General features: G+C 69.8%; 17 protein-coding genes. 7 read left to right on the forward strand and 10 right to left on the reverse strand.

The window, feature by feature from the left end; all coding sequences use genetic code 11:
* The first annotated feature begins 210 nt into the window (after positions 1–210).
* Positions 211–969: a class I SAM-dependent methyltransferase gene (locus tag ACFYRU_RS39125; RefSeq protein ID WP_387668920.1), complete on the forward strand. Its 759-nt coding sequence runs from the start codon at positions 211–213 to the stop codon at positions 967–969.
* Positions 970–985: 16 nt separating this feature from the next.
* On the opposite strand, the gene ACFYRU_RS39130 is transcribed toward ACFYRU_RS39125, so the two are convergent.
* The 5 genes from ACFYRU_RS39130 to ACFYRU_RS39150 all read right to left on the reverse strand — a co-directional run bounded on the left by ACFYRU_RS39130 (position 986) and on the right by ACFYRU_RS39150 (position 7,451).
* A complete protein-coding gene (locus tag ACFYRU_RS39130; protein ID WP_387668922.1) occupies positions 986–1,636 on the reverse strand; it encodes a hypothetical protein in 651 nt (216 codons plus the stop codon).
* Positions 1,637–1,878: 242 nt separating this feature from the next.
* Positions 1,879–4,992 carry a chromosome segregation ATPase gene (locus ACFYRU_RS39135; protein WP_387668925.1) on the reverse strand — a complete coding sequence of 1,038 codons (3,114 nt, stop codon included), beginning with the start codon at positions 4,990–4,992 and terminating at the stop codon, positions 1,879–1,881.
* Complete coding sequence (locus tag ACFYRU_RS39140; RefSeq protein WP_387668927.1) at positions 4,989–5,645, reverse strand: hypothetical protein; 657 nt, start codon at positions 5,643–5,645, stop codon at positions 4,989–4,991. Before ACFYRU_RS39140 ends, ACFYRU_RS39135 begins: the two co-directional genes overlap by 4 nt.
* Positions 5,638–6,264 carry a hypothetical protein gene (locus ACFYRU_RS39145; RefSeq protein ID WP_387668928.1) on the reverse strand — a complete coding sequence of 209 codons (627 nt, stop codon included), beginning with the start codon at positions 6,262–6,264 and terminating at the stop codon, positions 5,638–5,640. The genes ACFYRU_RS39140 and ACFYRU_RS39145 overlap by 8 nt, the downstream gene beginning before the upstream one ends.
* Positions 6,261–7,451, reverse strand: coding sequence for a hypothetical protein (locus ACFYRU_RS39150; protein WP_387668930.1), 1,191 nt, complete (start codon positions 7,449–7,451; stop codon positions 6,261–6,263). Before ACFYRU_RS39150 ends, ACFYRU_RS39145 begins: the two co-directional genes overlap by 4 nt.
* A 253-nt stretch (positions 7,452–7,704) precedes the next feature.
* Here ACFYRU_RS39150 and ACFYRU_RS39155 point away from each other — a divergent pair, with 253 nt between their 5' ends.
* The 3 genes from ACFYRU_RS39155 to ACFYRU_RS39165 are packed head-to-tail and all read left to right on the forward strand — an operon-like array spanning position 7,705 to position 9,862.
* A complete protein-coding gene (locus tag ACFYRU_RS39155) occupies positions 7,705–8,499 on the forward strand; it encodes a TrmH family RNA methyltransferase (protein WP_387668932.1) in 795 nt (264 codons plus the stop codon).
* Between the two features lie 36 nt (positions 8,500–8,535).
* Entirely contained in the window at positions 8,536–9,522 is a 987-nt protein-coding gene (locus ACFYRU_RS39160; RefSeq protein ID WP_387668935.1) for an SGNH/GDSL hydrolase family protein, read from the forward strand.
* Positions 9,523–9,526: 4 nt separating this feature from the next.
* Entirely contained in the window at positions 9,527–9,862 is a 336-nt protein-coding gene (locus tag ACFYRU_RS39165; RefSeq protein WP_387668936.1) for an iron chaperone, read from the forward strand.
* On the opposite strand, the gene ACFYRU_RS39170 is transcribed toward ACFYRU_RS39165, so the two are convergent.
* The 3 genes from ACFYRU_RS39170 to ACFYRU_RS39180 are packed head-to-tail and all read right to left on the reverse strand — an operon-like array spanning position 9,853 to position 14,786.
* A complete protein-coding gene (locus tag ACFYRU_RS39170) occupies positions 9,853–10,749 on the reverse strand; it encodes a hypothetical protein (protein WP_387668938.1) in 897 nt (298 codons plus the stop codon). The genes ACFYRU_RS39165 and ACFYRU_RS39170 overlap by 10 nt on opposite strands.
* A gap of 25 nt (positions 10,750–10,774) precedes the next feature.
* Complete coding sequence (locus ACFYRU_RS39175) at positions 10,775–11,998, reverse strand: SWIM zinc finger family protein (RefSeq protein ID WP_387668941.1); 1,224 nt, start codon at positions 11,996–11,998, stop codon at positions 10,775–10,777.
* Entirely contained in the window at positions 11,991–14,786 is a 2,796-nt protein-coding gene (locus ACFYRU_RS39180) for a DEAD/DEAH box helicase (protein ID WP_387668943.1), read from the reverse strand. The genes ACFYRU_RS39175 and ACFYRU_RS39180 overlap by 8 nt, the downstream gene beginning before the upstream one ends.
* A 92-nt stretch (positions 14,787–14,878) precedes the next feature.
* Here ACFYRU_RS39180 and ACFYRU_RS39185 point away from each other — a divergent pair, with 92 nt between their 5' ends.
* Complete coding sequence (locus tag ACFYRU_RS39185) at positions 14,879–15,859, forward strand: zinc-binding dehydrogenase (RefSeq protein WP_387668945.1); 981 nt, start codon at positions 14,879–14,881, stop codon at positions 15,857–15,859.
* On the opposite strand, the gene ACFYRU_RS39190 is transcribed toward ACFYRU_RS39185, so the two are convergent.
* A complete protein-coding gene (locus ACFYRU_RS39190; RefSeq protein ID WP_387668948.1) occupies positions 15,845–17,050 on the reverse strand; it encodes a diguanylate cyclase in 1,206 nt (401 codons plus the stop codon). The two genes, ACFYRU_RS39185 and ACFYRU_RS39190, sit on opposite strands and share 15 nt — an antisense overlap.
* 228 nt (positions 17,051–17,278) lie before the next feature.
* Between ACFYRU_RS39190 and ACFYRU_RS39195 the strand changes: the two genes are divergently transcribed.
* Entirely contained in the window at positions 17,279–17,443 is a 165-nt protein-coding gene (locus tag ACFYRU_RS39195) for a DEAD/DEAH box helicase (RefSeq protein ID WP_387668949.1), read from the forward strand.
* Positions 17,444–17,510: 67 nt separating this feature from the next.
* On the opposite strand, the gene ACFYRU_RS39200 is transcribed toward ACFYRU_RS39195, so the two are convergent.
* Positions 17,511–18,755, reverse strand: a complete 1,245-nt coding sequence (locus ACFYRU_RS39200) for an MFS transporter (RefSeq protein WP_387668952.1) — start codon at positions 18,753–18,755, stop codon at positions 17,511–17,513.
* 414 nt (positions 18,756–19,169) lie between these two features.
* Here ACFYRU_RS39200 and ACFYRU_RS39205 point away from each other — a divergent pair, with 414 nt between their 5' ends.
* Positions 19,170–21,728 (forward strand): MXAN_6230/SCO0854 family RING domain-containing protein, encoded by a 2,559-nt coding sequence (locus ACFYRU_RS39205; RefSeq protein ID WP_387668955.1) that lies wholly within the window; start codon positions 19,170–19,172, stop codon positions 21,726–21,728.
* Positions 21,729–21,743 lie beyond the last annotated feature (15 nt).

Raw genomic sequence — 21,743 nt, forward strand, 5'->3', positions numbered from 1 at the left:
AAGTTAAGCCCTTCAGCGCCGATGGTACTGCGACCGGGAGGTCGTGGGAGAGTAGGACGCCGCCGGACATTCACACTGTTAAGGGCCACCCCCACGGGGGTGGCCCTTAACATTTGCCTCCAAGCACGCCTTCGCGCGAGGACGTAACCGGAGCGCGTGGGCGGACTTTCTGCCATAAGCTTTGCGGTTGTGAGTGAGAGTTTTGATCCCGTGGCGTACAACCGGGCTGCGTGGGACCGCGAGGTGGAGAACAGTAACGAGTGGACCAAGCCGGCTGGGCCGGAGGTCATTGCGCGGGCGCGGGCCGGTGATTGGTCTGTTGTGCTGATCGGGTACGAGGCGGTGCCGCGCGCGTGGTTTCCGGATGAGATGGCGGGTGCGGAGGTACTGTGCCTTGCTTCCGGCGGAGGGCAGCAGGGGCCGGTGCTCGCGGCGGCCGGCGCGGACGTGACGGTGCTGGACAACTCGCCGCGGCAGTTGGACCGCGATCGAGAGGTCGCCACCCGCGAGGGACTCGCTGTCCGTACCGTGCTCGGTGACATGCGCGACCTGAGCGTATTTCCCGATGCCAGCTTCGATGTCGTGTTCAACCCGGTGTCCAACGTGTTCTGCCCGGATCTGGCTCCGGTCTGGCGGGAGTCGTTTCGCGTGTTGCGGCCGGGCGGAATCTTGATGGCCGGGTTCCTGAACCCTGACATCTTCATTTTCGACGTCGCGGCAATGGATGAACGGGGTGAGCTCGTAGTGCGCCACAAGCTCCCGTTCAGCAGCCTTGATCTCCCGGAGTCCGAGCGCCAGCGGTCGTACGGGACCGGGCCGATCGAATACAGTCACACGCTCAGCGGGCAGATCGGTGGACAGCTCGCGGCGGGCTTCACGCTGACTCATTTCGACGAAGCCCCGCACCACGCGGATGCCACCGCCCAGTACATGCCTGGCTACTTCGCCACCCGGGCGATCAAGCCTTAACTGGACTCCCAGGCAGCTATGCCTCGGGGGCGATGCCGACCAGGGCGGCCGCGGCGCAGATGTGTACCGGGGTCAGGTCGATGGGGGAGACCGGTGCCTGGAGGAGCGTGCCGCGTTCGTACGGCGTCAGGGTGATGTCGATACCCGGGGCGCCGGCGACCATGCCGCGGACGTACGTCAGCCAGCCCATCATCGGGATCCCGCGGCGGAATACACCCGCTGCGGCGGCGAGTTCCGTGTCGGCGATGCTGGCCCACTGCGGCTCCCAGATCGTCACGACCGCGCGGAGGACCTGCGCGAACCGCTCCGACTGCTGCAGCGCGTCCTCGTCGCTCCAGTGCAGGGTGAGCTGGTCCGAGACGGTCGTCATGGTGCCGCCCATGGACAGATCGAACAGCCAGGGCAGCTCGCCGGTGCTCTGCAGGTGCAGCCGGGTGGTGCTCGTGCCGTTGGCGAGTACCTTCGTCGTGGCCTCGACCATCTCCTGAAGCGGCGTCGAGCCGTCGGCCTCGAGTACGTGGAATCCCCAGCGCTCGTCCTGTGTCCAGTTGTGGACGTCGGGGAAGGCGACGGCGACGGCCGTCAGCGTGCGACCGACGCGGAGGGCGCGGTGCTCGACGGACTCGTCACGGTGTGACCATTGGGCGCGGAGCAGCCAGGATGCCATTCACGCCCTCCGATCATGAGGCGGCCGATTCGGCGGAGGTGCCGTTGTGTCAGTGCGTGACATGCCGGATGCAGGTGACGGTACGCCGTGATGCGACCGCTTGACCAGAGTTCCGGTCCCTCGCTGCGAGCGGGTACGGCGGCTCTCCGGAAAAGTCACCGCACCATACTGCTGCACTCCCGGGTCCTAGGTCTGCACCGGGGTCCTCTTTTGGTAAGCACGTGTCGAAATCTGGACAAGTGTCAAGCCGTGAGGGTCGGCGACGCCAGCTCGAGGGTCGGGGTGGAGCCGCGGTACGAGGTCATCCACTCGCGGAGCAGTTCGACCCGGGCCGAGTTGTCCTCGTTGCCCTTCACCACGGGCGCCTGGTTGTACGGCATGGTGTCCGAGCTCCGGCGGAGCTTCACGTACAACCGGGAGGAGGCGAGGGCGTACCGCTCCATGTCGTCCTGGAGCGCGCCGATCACGGTGATGTTCCGGTCGCGGCCGATCTGCTCGAATAGCGCCACCGCCTCGCGCCGGTGCTGCGAGCCCAGGTTGCGCCCGAGCTCGTCGAGGATCAGCAGCAGCGGACGATCCGACCCGCCGGCGAGCGCGGCCGCGCACACCAGCTTCACGGCCTTCTCGTCCATCTGGGCGGTGTTGCCCTTCACGTTGAACGCCGAGAACGGGCCGCCCTCGGATCGCCGCCACTTCGGCGTGACCGTCCAGCGCCACGGCTTGTCGGGCTCCGCGGGCGGGTCCGGCTCCGGGAACTCGAGCTTCGCGCCGTACCCGCCGTACTGCTGGTCGAGACGGTCGAACTCCTGCGACACGAGCCGCAGCCGCGCCTTGATTCCGTCGGCGAGCGAGGCGCGGTGGGCGCGGGCAGTGCTCTCCGCCTCGTCGAGGCCCTCGCGGGCGCGTTCGAGGGCAGCGTTCCGCTCGGCGCGCTGGCTGGCGATCTGTTGCTGCTGGAGGCTGTCAAACGTCTCGTGCTGCGCGAGGTGGCTGCTCAGCGTCCGATGCAGTGCCGGGACCAGGCCGACACGATCGCTGAGAGTGCCGTTCGTCCAGCCGTCAGGGCCGTTCAGGATCTCCCACAGCTCGGCCGGGATCTCTTCACGTGAGCGTGCGCTCGGGAAGCAGCGGCGAATGACGTCGTCGAGCTGCGTGCAGGCCTGGTGGTTCCAGTCGGACGTCGTGCGACGTTGCGCGTCGTCGGGGAGCGCGAGCAGGAACTCCTCCGCCTCCGCGGGGGTGCCGCCCCAGGCGGACGTCCGGGTGGTGAGGTCGAGCGCACTCTGCTCCTCGCGCAGTGCGAGCCGGCGTGCGGTGAGCTCGTCGAGGATGCGGTTGTGGTCGCGGCGGGTCGCCTCGAGGTTCTTCAGGCGTTCGTCGCGGACGAGCTGCTGCCCGGCGGCCGCCTCGGCGGACTCCTTCGCGGCCTGCAGTTGCGGTGCGAGCGAGTCGCGGTCGGTCTCGTGCCGGTCGACTGTCTCGCGGAGCGCGAGGATCTGCTCCTGTACGGATTCGGCGTCGGCGAGCGCGCGGGCGGCCGCCGTACGGCGTTCTGCCTGCTCGACCCGCGAACGGGCCTGCTCCAGCGCGGCCAAGGCAATCGTACGGGCCTCGACCGCAGCCTCGACGCGGCGCCGGGCCGCCTCGATCCGGGCCGTCCGGCCGGTGATCGGTTCGTCGAACTGGCCGACCGCGACCACGCCGGCGACGTCGTCGATGTTGTCCTTGGTCGCCCGCTCGCCGATCGCGGCGAAGAACGCGTCCAGTACGAAGCGCTTGTCCGCCGACTTCGGTCCATGGTTCCGGGAGGCACCGGGCCGATTTGCCAGCACCAGCAGGAAACCGGAGTACCCCGCGTCGGCCAGCGCACTCGCGGCGACGGTCGCATCGCCGAAGTCGATGACAACGGCTTCGCGGTACGGCGCCAGTCGCGGCTCCCACTCCGCCCGGTCGGAGGCGGGCAACTCGGTGATGTCCGTAAGCGCCCCGCACTCGATCCCGGCGTTCTCCAGGACCTGCTGCTGCGGCGCCGATACCGTCTGACCGCTCTCGGCCTCACGCAGCTCGGCCGTCGCGGCGTCCACCGCGGAACGCGCAGCGTGGTCGCGACCGATGTGCTCCTCGAGCACAGCGCGGGCCTCGTCCTGTTCCTCGCCGGCCGCCGCCAGGTCCCGGCCGTCGGCCGATCGGCCCGCGTCCAGCAAACGGCGGTGTTCCTGACCGAGCCGCTCCAACTGCTCCCGCACCGAACGCTGCGCGAGGTCGAGCTCGCGGTCGCGGGCGTCCAACTTGTCGCGCTCCTGGCGGGTCAGCTGGACGTCCCGGAGCAGGTTCTCCTCGTTGCCGAAGGCATCGATCTCGGTGGCGATCGCCTCCTTGCGGGCCTCCTGCTCGGCGACCCGCTCGTCGAGCGCGGCCAGCTCCTGGAGGATGTCGGTGTTCCGCGCGGAGCCGTCGATCAGGTGCCGGGCGGACCGCGCCTGCCAGGACTCCTTCGCCGCGGCCAGGGCCTCGCGGGCGGCGGCCCGCTGCAGGATGCCGGCCTCGACGGTCGCCATCTCCTGCTCCCAGCGCTGCAGGTCGGTCGTCGCCTGCTTGGTCGCCTCGCGCTGTGTGTGCTCGGCCGAGCGATGCGCCTGCTCCTGCTCGAGCTCGTGATCAAGACCGGTGAGCGTCGCGATCGCGTTGAAGATGCGGGCCGGGCCGAGCTCGTTGAGCGGCTCGGCCAGCAGGTTCGCGGTCGGGCTCGATCGCACGGACGTCGACAGGAACGAGACGCACCGGACCTGTCCGCCGTACAGCACCTGGGAGAGCTTGTTCGCGTGGAAGTCGGTACGGCCGTTCGAGTGCGGGAGAGCGGCCCACAACGCGTCGGCGCCCGCGGCACGCTCGGCCTCGGTCGCGCCGTACGGGATGTGCAGGCCGTGCTTCCAGCGGAGGTCGATGTACGACGCCTTGCGGTTGATGCGGATCCACACCGTGACCGCGGCCGCCTCGATCTCGTCGAGGTCGGTCAGATCGGCGTCGGAGAACACGCCGACGATGTAGCCGCGGTCGACGTTCGACCAGTTGCCTTCCTGGCCGGCGGCCTCGGCGGTGAACAGCAACTCGGCCGCGCCCGGCGCGCCGCTGGTCAACCGCCACTGGTCGTCCGCGTGCAGCAGGCTGAGGGCGGCGATCCACGACGACTTGCCCGCGCCGTTGGAGTCGGTGGGGCCCTGGCCGGCCACCGTGATCAGGCCGCGGCCGATCATCGGGATCGGGTGGGTGGACAGCCGGGACAGGTCCACGACCTGTACGCCCAGCAGAACCTTCGACCCCAGGATGTCGAACGGCCCGTCCTCAGCGGCGCTCATGTTTCATCTCCCACTTCCAAAGGGACGCCGTGACGGGCGCGGATGGCTTCGGCGATCGGGCTGGCCGGGGCGGCGGCGAGGATGAGCTGGTCCTGCAGACGACGACGCGCGGCCGGTGTGAGCCGCTGCAACTGCGGACCAGGGATGTACGACGGCCCGCCGGAGTGATCGCCCGACAGTTGGATCAACCCGGCGGCACGCAACCGCTGCAGCGCGAGCCGGCGTTCCTCGCCGCTGATCCTGGTTGTGCGCAGTTCGTCGACCGTGGTGGGCCGTGCTGACTTCCAGCTGTCGCCGGTCAGGATGCCCTCGCTGCGGGGGATCGCGACCGAGTGGATCAGCACCAGCACGAGCACCGCGCGGTCGATCACCGACAGCGGTTGCCAGCCTTGCGCGGCGAGGCTCGCGGCGATGTCGTCGTCGTACCCAGCGGTCCAGTGGGTGCCGTCGACGTGGACGAGCGTGCGGCCGATGAGCTTCAGCATCCGCTGCACCTGACGGCGAAGCGTGACGTCGCGCAGACCTGCCATCTGTACTTCGGCGACCGGGTGCGCGGCGTACTGCACCGCGCTGAAGGCCGCGAGCACCTCGTCCCGCGAACGATCGCTGAGGTCCTGCAGCAGGGGGTCGAACAACGCGTGTTGGTCAGTCATCCGACGCCTCCGAATCAGGCTCGTCGGGGAGGGCATCGTCTGCTGAAGGCTCGGCAGGCTCGGCAGGCTCGGTAGGCAGCACTGCCGGCGGCGGCTCCGGCAGGTGACGGCACAGGTCGCGAAGTGTGGAGAGATCCGCGGCGGTCCACGTGATGACACGCGGGCCGAGGCGGACCTCGGCGGACTTCTCGTCCCACAGGAGCCAATGGGTGGCGTGCAGGCGGCGCAGGCTGCCGATGATCAGCGTCAGGTCGCTCGGCTGCTCCGCGCGGCCGCGCATTCCGGCGTACACGGACCTGATCTGCGCGAGCGTCCCGGTCGTGCCGGGCCAGGCCGGCGCGCTGCGGTCCGTCCAGCAGCACGCGACGCAGATCGCGAGCAGCCGGGCCGTTTCGTTGGGGAGCTCGACCGGGACCGGCGCAGCGCCGAGCTCCTCGAGTACGCCGTGACCGGCACCGGAGGGCAGCGTCGGCACCAGCCAGACCGTGTCGCCCGATGTCGCCCGGGTCAGTCCCGCGACCGCAGGAGTGTCCGGATCGACGACGATCGGCCCGGTGGACTGCACCTTCGCCCACCAGAGCGCGTTGTACAGCCGCCGCTCGACGGCCTCCGTACTCACGACACCACCCGGCGGAACACGCCCTCGGTCGCCCATGGCGTTCCCGCGGACGGGTCGATGCGCATCCCGTCCGACCAGACCAGCTCGTACTCCAGTTCGTCGTGCAGGTGCGCCGCGGTCAGCTCGGCGAGGACGCGCCGGGCCGTGATCCAGTCGCCCGCCTCGTCCACCACCTCGACGATGTCGACCGACGTACGCCCGGCCAGCACCCGTTCCGCCTCGCGGCGCAGGTCCTCCCGATCAGTCGCCGCGGCTGACTCGGGCGCGTCCTGATCCGCGGTCGGGCGTGGCGGCGCCATCCGGGCCGTCCCGCTGCGGCGGCCCGTCTCGACCGCCTCGACCATCGTCTGCGCGGAGAAGTCCGGCGCGGCCGCGTCGAACAACAGCCCGTCGAGTACGGCGGCCAGCGTCTCCGGCGCGCTGCCCCGCGTAAAGGTCAGCCACGTCTCGATCGGCAGCAACCCCAGCGCCCGCGTCGTACCCGCGCGCTCGACCAGACGGCCGGCCGCCAGTTGGACGGCGTCGGCGTACGCGGCCAGGGCCATGCGGAGCGACGTACAGTCCCGATGCAGCGTCGGCCAGCGGTCCAGGACCAGGCGGTGCACCTTCTCCGCCTGCTCGATCAGGCGCTCGTTGCCCCACGCGAGCTGCGCGTTCTCGCGGAGCTGGGCCGTGGTGCTCGTCGAGACCAGGATCGCCAGCTCGTTGCCGAGCAGGCGGAACACCTTCGTCAGCCGCTCGACCGACGCCTTGCCGTCGTCGGCCGTCGCCTGCGGGTCGCTGACGCTGTGCGCCTCGAGCGTGAGCAGCTGGTGCAGTTCCGCCTGACCGCCCTGGACGGACATCCGGCGCAGGAACATCAGCATCACGTACGGCGCGAAGGCGGCACGGTGGCGCAGCTCGTTCGGCCGGTCGACGAGTTTGGTGATCGCGCCGTACTGCCGCAGCACGTCGAAGCGGCGGACGATCACATCGTGCGGATACGCCCGGCAGGCGAGCGTGGCCTGCTCCACGGTCAGCCCGTCGCTGCCGGCCTCCGCGAACGCGTCCAGGATCGCCTGGTCGACGTCCAGCAGGTCGGGATCGACGATCATCGCGCCGGACTCGCGGGCCAGCACCGCGAAGACCTGACGGTAGACGCGCAGCACAGCCGCTTCGGCCTCGGCATCGAGCAGTGTCGCGTCCATCCGTACTCCCTCCCGTGAGAAAAGGACTCTAACCACCCGCACCGACAGACCAAAACCCACCCGCCAGCAGCCTGTGGAAAACCGGATGACGGCGGCCGTACGGCTGCCTACCATCCGGAGTGTGATGAGAATCCTTGGCTGACGCGGTCGGGAAGGCCGCGTCAGTACCACGGCACCCACGGGTGTCGCCCCGCCGGAGTGGACCGTCGTGTCCCCGGCGCGCTTGTTGATTCTCTCCGTACGGAGCCTGCACATGACTGTGCATCCTTCTGCCCGCCCCATCGGCGCGCAGCACCCCCGTGTCCGTGACCTGCTCGCCCTGCGCAAGGACGGTTCGCCCGGCCGGATCATGGTCGAAGGAACGTGGGAACACGACCGCCTGCTGACCACGTCCGCCACCATCGAGGCGCTCTTCTGGTGCCCGGAGGCCGGTCCGCCGGACATCACGAACCTCGCCGGACGGGCCACGGAGGTGTACCGCATCTCCGCGAAGCTGCTCTCCCGGATGGCCCGCAAGACCCGTCCCGAGGGCCTGATCTCGATCGCCCGGCTGCCCGAATGGCGGCCGCAGGCGTTCCGGTTCACGAACCGGTCCCTCGTCCTGGTCGCCGACGGTGTCGAGTACGCCGGCAACCTCGGCACGCTGATCCGTACGGCCGACGCCGCGAACGCGGACTGCCTCGTCCTGACCAGCCGCCGCGCCCGCCCGACCCATCCGGCCGTGTACTCCGCGAGCCGCGGCACCGTCCTGTCCACGCCGATCGTCGAGTTCGGCGACATCCCGGCTGCGGCGGCGTGGTTGCGCAGCCACGCGTTCCGCGTCCACCTCGCCGACCCGGCGGCGACCGGGACGTACCGAGTCCCGCAGTACGACGGTCCGACCGCGTTCGTCGTCGGCTCGGAAGGCTCGGGGCTGTCGCGGGCGTGGCACGACGAGGGGTTCGACGCGGTGTCGATCCCTATGCTCGGGCAGGCGGACTCGCTGAACGTCGCGCTGTCCGCGGGCATCCTGCTGTTCGAGGCGCGGGCTCGGAAGGAAGGGTGGTGACGCACAATAGATGCGCCGACAACAGAAGGAGTGCCCGTGACGTTCGAGCCTGGCCAGGTCGTCGCCCCGTCCGACCCGCGCATCGTGTTGGAGGGCCAGTGGGGCCACCAGCCCGGCGTCGCGATCACGGTCAACTCCGGTTCGCGGATCTCGTTCTGGTACGCCGGGGAGCGGCTCCAACTGCTCTTCGACACCGACGGTCTCACGGTCGCGCCGCACCTCTGGGTCACTGTCGACGACCGTGAGCCGGAGCTGCACGTGGTCGACGGGCCGGTGATCGAACTGTCGGAGCCCGAGGGCCAGCACCGGGTGACGGTGGTGGTCAAGGACGTCAACGAGCACGTCAACCGCTGGAACCCGCCGTTCGAATGCGCGGTCGTGTTCGCCGGTCTCGTGCTCGACGCCCGGTCCGTACTGCGGCTGATCGGGCGGCCGGGTGGTCCGCGGCTGGAGTTCTACGGCGACTCGATCACGCAGGGCGTGCTGTCGCTGAGCAACCACCCGGAGTCGGACGGCGCAGACGGTACGACCTCGTACGCATACCTGACCGCGCGGGCGTTCGGCGCCACGTCGTACCAGGTCGGGTTCGGCCGGCAGGGGATCAGCAGGCCGGGGAACGGCGAGGTGCCGCCGGGGCTCGAGTCGTTCGGGTGGAACTTCGCGGGCTCGCCGGCCGAGCGGGTCGAGGCGCCGGACGTGGTCGTGATCAACCTCGGCGTGAACGACCTGACGCTGGACGTCGAGGAGTACGCGGAGTACGTACGGCGGGTGCGCGCGGCGTACCCGTCGACGACGATCGTGTCGGTGACGCCGTTCAGCGGGAAGCACGCGGACACGATCCAGGCTGCGGTGAAGACCCTCGACGACCCGAACGTGGTCCTCGTCGACTCGACCGGCTGGATCACCGAGGACGACTGCACCGACCAGGTCCACCCGACCGTCACCGGCCACGCGAAGATCGCCGAACACCTGGTCGCAGCCCTCGAGGAACACACAGCGCTGCGGCGTCCCGCGGCAGGATAGTCAGATGGAGACCGTGGACGAGTACATCGCGACGTTCCCTCCCGAGGTACGCGAGGTGCTGGAGAACGTCCGCCGGACCATCCACGCGGCCGTCCCCGGCGCCGGCGAAAAGATCAGCTACCAGATCCCGACCATCACCCTCGACGGCACCTCCCTACTGCACTTCTCCGCCTGGAAGTCCCACCTCGCCCTCTACCCGATCCCACCCATCGACGAGGACCTAACCCCGTACCGCTCCGGCAAAGGCACCCTCAAGTTCCCCTTCGACAAACCCATCCCGTACGACCTGATCACCCGCATCTCTCAGGCATTCGTTGCCGCCCGCAACGTTCAGGAGTAGGCGGGCGCGATCGCCCGCGCCAGCATCACGATCGGGACCGGCCGCATCTCCTGGTAGGGGAGAGAGACGACCGTTACGTACTGGTCCGTTCTGCTCCTGAAGATCAGGAATCCATCGTCCTGTTGCCAGCCTTCAACGCCCACGGTCACGCGATGGGCCCAGGGCTGCCCGCCGGTCGCGCCGTCCTTGATATAGCCGAAGTCGATCCTGCTGTCGCCGCCGGCGTAGGTTGCGACGGAGCGCATCGCAGACGCCCAGCGGCACGAGAGATGCTTGTCGACCAGGGCATCTCGCCGGAGCACGGATTTCGTACCGAGGATTCGTTCTGCCGCCGCGGTACCACCGGCGCATTCCGGCCGGGTGATCATGGCAGGAGCAGCGGGCAGGCCACCGGCCAGCGCCATGATGGATCGGGCGATCGATCGAAGCTCATCCATCGTGCCGGCGCCTGCGTTCGCGACACTGAGCCGGACCTGACGACCGCCGGTGCGGAAGACGACCCATGGTGCGGCCGCCGCTGGATCGAGCGCCCACGAACCGTTGCCCAGTCCACCGTCGCTGACCTTCGCGGCGTAGTTACCTGCAGCCGCCGATGCCTCGTCGTCCTTACGGAGCTTGGCGGCCTGCGTGTCGGTGACCGGGAGGATGGAGAGGAGCACCCGGATCCGGTGTGCGGCTTGATCACGATCAACCAGCGTGCAGACGTCCGAGAGCGGTGCTGCGACACCGGGTTCGCCGTCCTCGGTGGTCCAGTTGCCGGGGAGTGTCGGGCGTACGCGCTCGCACAGGTTGCCGGTTGGGGTTGGAGCGGCTTGTTTGGTGGTGTGGGGGTCGCAGCCGAGCAATGCAAGCAGTAGGACAGCGGTGATCGTCGCTCGGCGGCGCATTGTGGTTCCTCCCCAGGAAAGTGTTCTAGAGGAGGGTATTAGGGTCCGCTGCGGGTTCGCGGGTGAGGGTCCAGTCGTTGAAGTGGTTGTCGAAGCGGTACCAGAGGTTGTCTTGGCCTAGGCGGAGTTGGAGCTTGCCGGCGGTGATGCGGTTCGCTTCGGCAACTGCCTGGGGGAGGACTGCGAGGGCGTCGGTGAGGGCGTCGGGGGGTGGATCGTACGGGTCGTCGATCGTGACAGCTAGGCCGCCGGGGCCGGCGTGGTGCCACGCGGTGGCCCAGGTGGTCAGTTCGCGGGCGGAGACTCCGGCGCGGTGTGCGAGGTCGGCCAGTTGTGGCGTGCCGAGGAGCGTGGCGGCTCGGCGGGCCAGGTCTTCCTCGTAGGTGAGTGGAAAGTTGGTGTCGCCCGACGCCAGTTCCCAGGCTCGGCGGGCAACGTCGGTGGCCAGTGCGATGAGGTCGCGTACGTCGACTCCAGATGAGCGCGGCGGGTCCAGCACCTTCACGGCGGCTGGTACGCCGGGCGCCGCGAGCGGTCGCGGCGGCGTCGGAATCTGCACGGCCGCCGATCGGGCATTGAAGGCGGCGATGGCTGGGATGCCTGCGGGTGCAGGGGTGCGAGGCGGCGTCGGTGGAGCCGCCGATCCGCCGCGGCGGGCTCGGAGGGCTTCGAGGAGTTCATCCTTGCGGCGGCCGCGGAGGAGGAGTAGGGCGAACGGGTCGTCGTCGAGGGCGTCGGCGACCAGGTAGCAGACTGCGGCGGAGTGCTTGCACGGTACGGCGAAGTCGGGGCAGCTGCAGTTCGTCAGGACCTCGCCGGCGCCGGGCAGGAGGTCCAGCCCGGTCGCGCGTACGTCGTCCACGACCTCAGGCGGAAGCTCCCCGTCGAGGAGCGCCGCCACCCGCCCGATCTGCGCCGACACGACGTCGAGTACGGCGTCCCATTCGTCTGCCGAGAACGCGCGGATCCGCACGGTCACCTGGTACGGCGTGACGCGGCTGCCCTGCACAACGGCCTCGACCTCGCCCGGGCTGACCGTCAGCTCGAGCACGCTCCCGCGCCGCGCGTACGACCGCCCGCGCGACAACCGCCCCGGGTCGAGCCGGGCCCGCTGCTCCAGCGCCTCCAACCACGCGCGCCCCCACCAGGTCGCGCCGAACGAACGCCTGCTGCCCGGCCCGCGCGCAGCGGGCAGTCCGGCGTCCTCCTCCTTCGACCGCCACCACTGCCGCCGCTCGTCGTCAGGCATCGGATTTCCCCACCGCGGAAGGGTTGTACGCACTCGCCGACCCGGACTTGGCCGGCCCTGTCGACAGCTCCACCAGTTCGGTCAACTCCGCGTCCGACAGCTCGCTCAACCACGCCTCACCCGATCCCACCACAGCATCGGCAAGATCGCGCTTGCTGTTGATGACCGTCGCGATCCGGTCCTCCAACGTGTTCTCGGTGACGAGCCGGTGCACCTGTACGGGCTGATCCTGGCCGATCCGGTATGCCCGGTCGGTCGCCTGATCCTCCACCGCCGGATTCCACCAGCGGTCGTAGTGCACGACATGCGTGGCTCGCGTCAGCGTCAGCCCGACCCCGCCCGCCTTCAACGACAGCAGGAACACCGGCGCCACGCCGGCCTGGAACTGCTCCACCATCTCCGAGCGTTTCCGTACCCCGATGCCACCATGCAGGAACAACGTCCGCACCTGCCGCGCGGCCAGATGCGCCTCGATCAGCCGGCACATCTCGACGTACTGACTGAAGATCAGCACCGACTCGCCCTCGGCCAGGATCACGTCGAGCAGCTCGTCGAGGGCCGCGAGCTTCCCGGACCGCCGCTCCAGCGGACCGGGCTCGTGCAGGAACTGTGCCGGATGGTTGCACACCTGCTTCAACTGCGTGAGCAGACTCAGTACGAGCCCGCGCCGCGCGATCCCCGACGCTTCCTCGATCTTGGCGAGCGTCTCCTTCGCGACGGCCTGGTACAACGTGGCCTGCTCGGTGGTCAGCGGTACGACGACGTCGTGCTCGGTCTTCTGCGGGAGCTCCGGCGCGATCCCGGGATCACTCTTCTTCCGGCGCAGCAGGAACGGCCGCGTCACCCGGGCGAGCCGCGCCGTCGCCTCCTCGTCGTGGAACCGCTCGACCGGTACGGCGACGTCGTGGCGGAACCGGTCGAGCGTGCCGAGCAGCCCGGGCGCCGACCAGTCGAGGATCGACCACAGCTCGGACAGCCGGTTCTCCACCGGCGTCCCGGTCAGCGCGATTCTGGTTGCCGACGGCAACGTCCGCAACGCGCGGGCAGTACGCGACAGCGGGTTCTTCGCGTGCTGTGCCTCGTCCGCGACGGTCAGGCCCCAGGCGATCTCCCCGAGCTGGTGGTGATCCTGGCGGACCACGCCGTACGTCGTGAGCACGACCTCGTCCGGAGCGAGATCGCTCAGGGTCCGACCGGGGCCGTGGTAGCGACGCGTCGGTACGTCGGGGGCGAACCGTTCGAACTCGCGCTCCCAGTTGCCGAGCAGCGTCGACGGACACACCACGACCGTCGGGCCGCGGCCCTTCAACTGCAGGTGGAGCGCGATCACCTGGATCGTCTTGCCGAGACCCATGTCGTCGGCGAGACAGCCACCGAGGCCCAGGTTGGCGAGCTGCGCCATCCACGCCACACCACGGCGCTGGTAGTCGCGCAGGGTCGCCCGAAGGCCGGCGGGTTCGGCGTACGGCGCCGGCTCGTCGGCAGCGCGCAGCCGGGAGAGCATCTGCGCGAGCGAGCCGTCGGCGTCGAACGGGACGAGCTCACCGTCGACGTCGATCGTCCCGGTCAGCGCGGCTCCGAGCGCCTCGGCGCCGGTCAGCTTGCGGGCCGAGCCGTTGCTGCGCAGGCGCCGGACGAGATCGTGATCGACGCGCATCCAGCGCCCGCGCATCCGGATCATCGGGCGCTTGGCCTCCGCGAGTGCGGCGACCTCGGCCTCGGTCAGCTCCTGGTCGTCGAGGGTCGGGCGCCAGCGGAACGCCACCAGGTCGTTGAGGCTGAAGTCAGGCCCGGTGACCGCGCCCGGCGTCGGCGTTCCGGCGGTGGCGCGGAGGGCGAGTTGTCCGGCGAACAGCTCGGTCGGCCAGAGCACCTCGATCCCGGCGCCCTCCAGCTCGGGACTGCCTTCGGCGAGTTCTTCGAGCGCGGCGTCGTCGATCGGGATCTCTTCCGGCGCGGCGTCCTGGAGCGCGGAACCGAGCGGCGGCCAGACCCGAGCACCTCGCCGCAGCGCCAGCAGCAGGTCGGTCTCGGCGCGTTCCCCGAGCGCGGTCAGTACGGCGGCGGGCGCGTTCCACATGTCCGCGACATCCACGAGCAGACTCGGATCCACCCCACTCCGCAACTGCAGCACCGCGCGGAAGTCCTCCTCGGACTCGGGCGGCTCGACACGCAGCACGAGGCGTGTGCCTGCCTGCTCGGCCAGCGCCGTCTCGTCCAGCCAAGCCGTCGGGCCGGGGAGCGCAGTAGGTTCGAGCGCGGCGAACGGCGCTGCCCCTGGACGCGTCGCCACCGCGGCCGCCGGCGTCCGGACCAGGGTGTCCGCGAGCGCGTCCCAGAACGCCCGGATCAGGTGCTCCGGCTCGATCAGGCGTACCGGCCGCGTGTTCTCCAACGGGAGCGCATGCCCGTACGCCGGCATCGCGGCGCTGAGGTTCCGCAGCCAGGCGCGGTCGATCGGATCCAGCGGGGCGACCCGCCACGCGCCGTACCCGTCCGCGCTCCGGTCCGGCACCAGCCGCCCGCGGCCGATCAACACCAACCCCGCCAGGCCGGCAGCCCGCCAAGCGGCCCAGCTGCCGGCCGCAGGCTCCTCCGGCGCGGTCAGCCGCGCGAGGACCTCGTCGATCGTGAGCAGCCGCGCGGGCACGGTCGTCCGGCGTACCGACGTACCGCGGGGGAGGACCAGGTCGACCGTCCCGTCGGCCGCCTCCCCGGTGAGGTCGCCGTACAACGCCAGCCGGCCCGCGCGCGGCGGGTCGGCGGGGACGAAGACGGCGTCGAACATGACCCGCAGAGTACGCCGCGCCGCCGACAGAAACTTGACCTGAACCAACGTTGAGGTTGCACGCTGGAACTTCCCAACCCGTAAGGACGGACATGCGTGCAGCTGTGGTGACCGCGTTCGGCGGCCCGGAAGTGATCGAGACCCGCGACGTACCCGACCCGGTCCCCGGCGAGGGCCAGGTGCTGGTCGAGGTGCAGGTCGCCGACGTGATCTTCGTCGAGACCGCGATCCGCCGCGGCGGTCACGGCAAGTTCTTCGACGTCGAGCCGCCGTACGTCGCCGGCAGCAACCTCGGCGGCCGGGTCCGCGCCGTCGGCCCCGGCGTCGGCACCGACTGGATCGGCAGGACCGTCGTCGGCCGCCCGGCGAACTTCGGTGGCCACGCCGAGCTCGCCCTGCTCACCCCCGACGTCGAGGTCCCGCCGGAACTCGATCTGCAGACCGCGGTCGCGGTGTACGGCGACGGTTTCACCGCGCTGATGCTCGAGGAACTCGCCCCGTCGATGGTCGGTCAGGACGTACTGATCACCGCGTCCGCCGGCGGCATGGGTCTGCTCCTCATCCAGCTCGCCCACCGGACCGGCGCGCACGTGATCGCGGCCGCCCGCGGCGACGAGAAGCTAGCCCTGAGCAAGGCCCAGGGTGCCGACGTACTGATCGACTACGGCAAACCGTCCTGGGAAAAACTGGTGCTGGAGGCAACGAACGGCAAGGGCGCCGGCATCGTCTTCGACGGCGCCGGCGGCGAACTCGGTGCCACCGCCTTCACCGTCACGAAGGACGGCGGGTGGTTCTCCGCCCACGGCGCGCCGTCCGGCAACTTCGCGCCCATCGACCCGGCCGAAGCGGACCGCCGCAACATCACGGTCAAGGGCATCATGGACCTCCGAGCCGATTCGACGACCACGAAGGTCACCGCCGGCGACGTCCTGACCCGAGCAGCCGCCGGCGACCTGAAACCCGTTGTGGACAAGGTCTATGACCTCGACCACGTGGCCGACGCCCACCGGGCCTTGGAGAACCGGACCCTCCGCGGCAAGGCGCTGATCCGGATCTCCTCAGCCGGAGACTGATTCGGTATTGCCGGGCGGGCTGGGGCGAGCGGCGACGATGCGGTTGCGGCCGTCGCGTTTCGCGCTGAGCAAGGCGTCGTCGGCGGCGAGGATCAGCTGGTCCATGGTCTCGGCGACGTCCGGGTAGACCGCGGCGCCGATCGACGCCGGTACGCCCGTGATCACAGCGTTCTTCACGTTGGTGGACTCCACCGCCACGCTCAGTGCGCTCAGCCGGTCCCGGATCCGCCCGGCCACTTCGAGTACCTCGCTCTCGGACGCACCGGGCAGCAGTACCGCGAGTTCGTCGCCGCCGACGCGCGCAACCAGGTCACCCTGGCGGACCTCGGCGCGGATGCTCTCGCCGACCGCGCGCAGCGCCTGGTCTCCGGCCGGGTGCCCGTACGTGTCGTTGATCTCTTTGAACTTGTCGAGGTCCAGCATCAGCAGGCCGACGCTGCTGCGCAGGGACTGCGCGCGGGCGAGCTCCGCGGGCACAGCATTGGCCCAGTACGCCGGTGTGGCGAGGCCGGTCTTCACATCGGTCCCTGCGGCGCGCTGGAACTGCGGTAGCAGCAGGTCGCGGTGCAGGGTCAGCACGGTCACCATCAGGATCGGAACGACCCAGGGGTACGACGCCTGCAGCGCCGCGACGGCCACGCCCAGGCCGAGGCCCGCGACCACCACGAGCTGATCCGACAGATCGCCCAGCGCGCTCCGCGCGGTCGTGTCCGGCGACGACAGCAGGATCGCGCCGATCACGAGCGCGAAGTTCACCAGCCACCACATCGTCGTGGCGCCGATCACCACCACGAGCTCCCACGGGCCGGTCGGCACGCGCGGTTCGGTGAGCAGGCCGCCGGCCCGCAAGGTGGCCGCGGCGGCCGCGCTGGCCAGGATGAACGTACTGGCCGAGAACACCTTGCGGTGCGCGATCGTCCGTCCGTAGACCCGGAGCCAGGAGTAGCTGTACGAGATCACGATCAGCGCGACCACCAGGCTGAGCGGGAGCAGCAGCAGGCCGGCGAACACCCAGAGGCTCTTCAGGTTCGTGTACGGCGAGGTGTTCGCGGCCATCTCGCGTCGGCGCTCGATTCCGCGGGCAGACTCCAGGTGCAGGATCGACGCGGCGGTCAGGACGCCGAACGCGAGCCACTCGGCGTGACCGACGCCGCCGGAGACCGTCGAAGCGACCGACAAGGCGGTGATCATGAGCGCGACAGCATCGACCCCGAGCACGTAACACAGCGCGGGACGAGGTAGCGACCAGAGCTTCCACCGGCGGGGTGGCACCCAATTGCTCCGACCGATCAGAATCATTGTGGCCTCACCCGGATAGACCTGAACGGTTATTCCTGAATAGTAACTGCACGGACACGCGAGGTCAGCACCGGCCCGCGTTTTGTTCCATCCCCTGGGATGGCGACGGAAGGATGCACCATGGCGAAGATCAACACCGGCAACGAGTGGTTCAACGGCGGCAACGAGTGGTTCACCGGCGCTGGGAACGAGTGGTTCCATGGGGGCAACGAGTGGTTCACCGGGGGTAACGAGTGGTTCCGCGGGACCGGCAACGAATGGCTGGTCAGCGGCAACGAGTGGTAATACCGGAAATTCTTTACCGGCATTTTACGAAGCCGATCGGGAGATCATTGCGCGGATCTCCGGCGGCTCATCCGGTACGCATTTCCGAAGCGCCGGTCCCGGCCCGGCGGGCACGTGCCCAGGCACTGCCCGCCAGGAGGGCCGCGCAGGTTCCGGCGGCCCCCATCGTGCCCAGCGCGACGGTCGGCGACCAGCGGTCGGCGAGCAGTCCGGCCAGCAGGATGCCGAGGCCCTGACTGGTCTTCAGTGCGGTACTCGCGACCCCGAAGGCCTGGCCGCGCCGCCCGTCCGGGATCGCCTGGACGAAGGCCGCACTCGTCGGCAGGTGGTACGCCGAGGCGAGGCCGGACAGCGCCCAGAGCGCCACGGTGGCGACGAGGCCCGGCGCGCCGAAGCTGAAGACGAGCGGTACGCAGGCCAGGACTGCCAGCGGACCCAACAGGCGCATGCGTTGCGTGGGTGCCCACTTCGTGATCAGCCACATGCCCACGACGGCCCCGGCAGGGCTCGCGGCGAGCAGGAGGCCCGCTGCGGTGGTGCCGTGGCCGATTTCGTGCGCGTACGGGACGGCGAGACCCTCCACGGTGACGTAGAAGCCGGCGATCGTCGCGAGCAGCACGAGTGACCGCAGTTCTGGCGTCCGGGCGACGAGCGACACGCCGTCGGCGAGGTCGCGGAAATAGCTCGACCGTGGCGCATCCGTGCCAGCTCGTGGTACCGGCCTGCGGTTCACGCCGTAGCTGACGAGCGCGGCCGACAACAGGAACGTCGCCGCGTCCAGCAGCAGGCCGCCGGACGTCCCGACGGCGACCACGACCGCGCCGCCGAAGCCGAAGCCGAGGACCTGGCTGAACTGGACGACCATGTCGTTCGCGGCCTTGCCGAGGACGTAGTGATCACCTGGCAGTACGGCGGGGAGGGTCGCGGCCCGGGCCGCGTTGAACGGTGATCCGAAGGCCTGGAGCGCCAGCAGCAGTACGATCACGACGATCAGCGGCAGGGCCTGAATCGCCATGCAGGCAACGAGAATCGCTCTGGCGACATCCGTGACGATCATCACACCGCGGCGGGGGTAGCGGTCGGCGATGCCGGCCAGCAACGGGCCGAAGAGGAGATCGGGGATGTACGTGAGGGCGTAGGTCAACGCCGTGAGGCCGGCCGAGTCCGTGCGCTCGAAGACCAGTACCGACAGGGCCACGCGGGCGATCTGGTCGCCGGCCACGGACAGGACTCCGGCCACGAACAAGGCCCGGAACTCGGCGTGCCCGAACACGTCTCGCCAGCGCGCACGCTGGACCACCTCACTGGCCATACCTTGAACGGTAACCACTATCCGTGGTCCGACACCTCCTGAACGTGATCAAATCCGTGACTCAAGGGTTTGCCTGCGGCGCATCAGTGCCAGATCTTGCTCAGATGGGGGACCCGGTGGCGCGAGATTTGGATGAGCGTTCTACTCTGGAGATCTCCGGTGGCGGGGTCTGGGCGGGGCGGCCCCGACCCTGCCACCGGAGCTCTTCTTTGTCGGGGCCCTTCACATGGGCAGCCGGAACCTGACCGGGGCGGTGGGGCGGGGAACGCGTTCAAAACTGTCGATGGCTGCCGGTAGCGTTCTCGGTGCCAGGGGCGGCTCCTGGACGTGCTTCCTTCTCCTTCACCAGGCAAGTAGCGCGTCCACTCTCCGCCCCTGGCGCCTTCATCGTGACGCTCACCCGGGGGGACGCCCATGCCGGATCAACCAGCGGCTGTGCTGTTGCGTCGCCGGCGGCTGGTCGACGCGACCGCGCTGACTCCGCCGGTACGGCGCTCTGCCTGGCAGTGGTTGCGCCGTCCGTTGACGATCCAGGCCGGGCTGTCCGCACTGCAGGCTGACCTGATCCAGCGTGGCCTGCTGCTCTCCGTCGGCCTCTATCGACACTGCGCTTCGCTGTCAGCTCCTGCTCTGGCCGGCTTCGGTCAAGCGCTGCTCGACTTGCTGGACGCAGAGTCCGGGTTCGACGCCGAGCACACACCGTTGTTCCGTGGCTTCCCAGAGAGCGTGCCTGGCGACACCGAGAGCTTCTACGTGAACAGGGTCTTCGCACGGCTGCTGCAAGAGCCGGAGCAGCCGTGTGTGCTTTGCGGCGATACCACCTCTGTGCACGCGGTGTCCCCGTGCGCGCACCTCGTCTGCCGGACGTGCTGGGACGGCTCAGACTTCAGCGCGTGTCCGCTGTGCCTGCAGCGCATCGACCCCGACGACCCGTTCCTGAAGCCGTCCGTCGAGGAGGACCAGCCGGCGCACGTACGCTCCGACCGGTTGCGGCTACTTGCACTGGCCACGGCCGACTCGGTGCCGCAGACGATCGAATCACTGGTCGCCCGACGAGCCCCGCTGTCCGCCAGGGATCGTGCGGATCTGCAGGTCCTGCTCACCGGCGCCAGTTCGGCCTGGCTGCCCGACGACATTCCGGTCCGCGAGACGAAGGCGCTCGTCGTCGCGCACTTCCTCGCCGACGATCCGGAGTTGATCGATCGGGCTGAGACCGCGACCGACGTGCTGCGGCTCAGCTACGCGTTGATGGACGCCGACCCCGGCCTGCGGACGCCGCCGGTCCACCGGAAGTCGTTGCCTCGGGCAACGCGACGGTTGCTGCTGCAGCGGCTCGACCGGATGCCGGTGGAGCTCCTCGTTGAGGACCTGTTCCGGCACGAGCGCGCCTGGAAGCGGATCGCGGAGAACCTGCACCCGTTCGAGTTCGCGAGCCGGTTCCCGGTCGCCGCGCTGGCGTTCGCGATCCTTCGCGGCACCGATCTCGACGTCGGGACCGCCGCCGGGCGTGCGGTGGCGGGTGAGGCGTCGCGGCATCCGCTGGTACGCGTCGAGCAGGGGCGGCTGGTGCTGACCACGTACGGCTCGCGCGTCGAGAGTTCTTTCGTACAAGGACGTCCGGACCAGGCGCTCGAGCTGCTGCGCCAGCGTCCGGGCGAGTTGGTACGCCGCTTGGTCCAGCTGGCGCGGGCGCTCGAGCCGGAGCACCACGCCGTGCTCGTCGAGGCGTTGACGACCGCTGTCTCGGACGTCTCACCGGCCGTGATCACCGCGGCGCTCGGGCAGGTGCGGACCCCGCCGGGCGATCTGCGGTTGTTCTTCCCGCGCGGCGGTACGGCCCGGATCTGGACGTCGGTCGACGACCGCGAACCGCTGCCGGCGGAGCTTGCCGCCGAGTTGGCCGCCGTCCTCACCCGCGAAATGTTGCGTAGGGCAACGGGCCTGCCGCGCTGGCGGCGGGCGTTCCTGGACGAGGAGCTGGTCCGGCTGGCCGCGCCCGGTTCGGAGCGGAGTACGTCGGCGAGCCTGCTGCGGATGACGCGGGGAAGTGCGGTGCCGATCCCGCAGGACGAGTTGCTGCGGTTGTTCCTGCACTGGGTGCAGCCGGGCGAGCGGCGGATCGATCTGGACCTGTCGGTCGCGGTGTTCGACGAGGAGTGGGGCTTCGTCGGGCTGTGCGACTACACGCGGCTGAGGTTCGACGAGGACGCGCTGGTGCACTCCGGTGACCTCACGTCCGCGCCGGGGCCGGGTGGTTCGACGGAGTTCGTCGACGTCGACCTGCGGGCCGTGCGCCGGGTCGGCGGGCGGTACTTGCTGCCGGTCGTGTTCAGCTACAACGACGTGCCGTTCGACCAGCTCGAACGTGGATTCGTCGGGGTGATGCGGCAACCGTCCGGGCTGTTCGACCCCGCCGCGGTGGAGGACCGGTTCGACCTGGCCGGGCCGGCGAAGATCCTGCTGCCGTTCGGCGTCGACCTGCACACCAAGGAACTCCGCTGGTACGACGTGAACCTCGGCGCGGCAGGGTACGGCCACAGCATCCGTCGGTACGCCGGTCAGCTCGGGCTGATGTCCGCGACGCTCGAGGAGGTGCACGGATCGGGCGACCGCGCCAGCCTGTGGGAGATCTGCTGCTGGCACGCGGCGGCACGGACGGACGAAATCGCGGTCCGCTGCGCCGACGGTTCCGTCGTCGGCTACCGGCGTGCCGCGGGAGAGGAACTCGCGGCGTACGCGCGTCGCGTGACCGCGCGGCTGGAGCCGGATCGGACCTGGGACGAGGACGCGGCGGCCGGTGCGGATTTCGTTGCCGTGCTCTCCGGAGATGTCGCGGCGCGTCCGGGGGCGGAAGTGTACGCCTTGCATCCGCGCCTGTTGGACCGTGCGAGTGTCGCGCTGATCGATGCGCCGCACCTGCTCGCGGTGCTGGCCCCCGACAGCCGGGCACGCGCCGGCGTGCGTGTTTCCTGACCTTCGTTCGGGCGT

Origin of the sequence: Kribbella sp. NPDC004536 (genome assembly GCF_042873835.1) — a bacterium.
Classification (GTDB): Bacteria; Actinomycetota; Actinomycetes; order Propionibacteriales; family Kribbellaceae; genus Kribbella.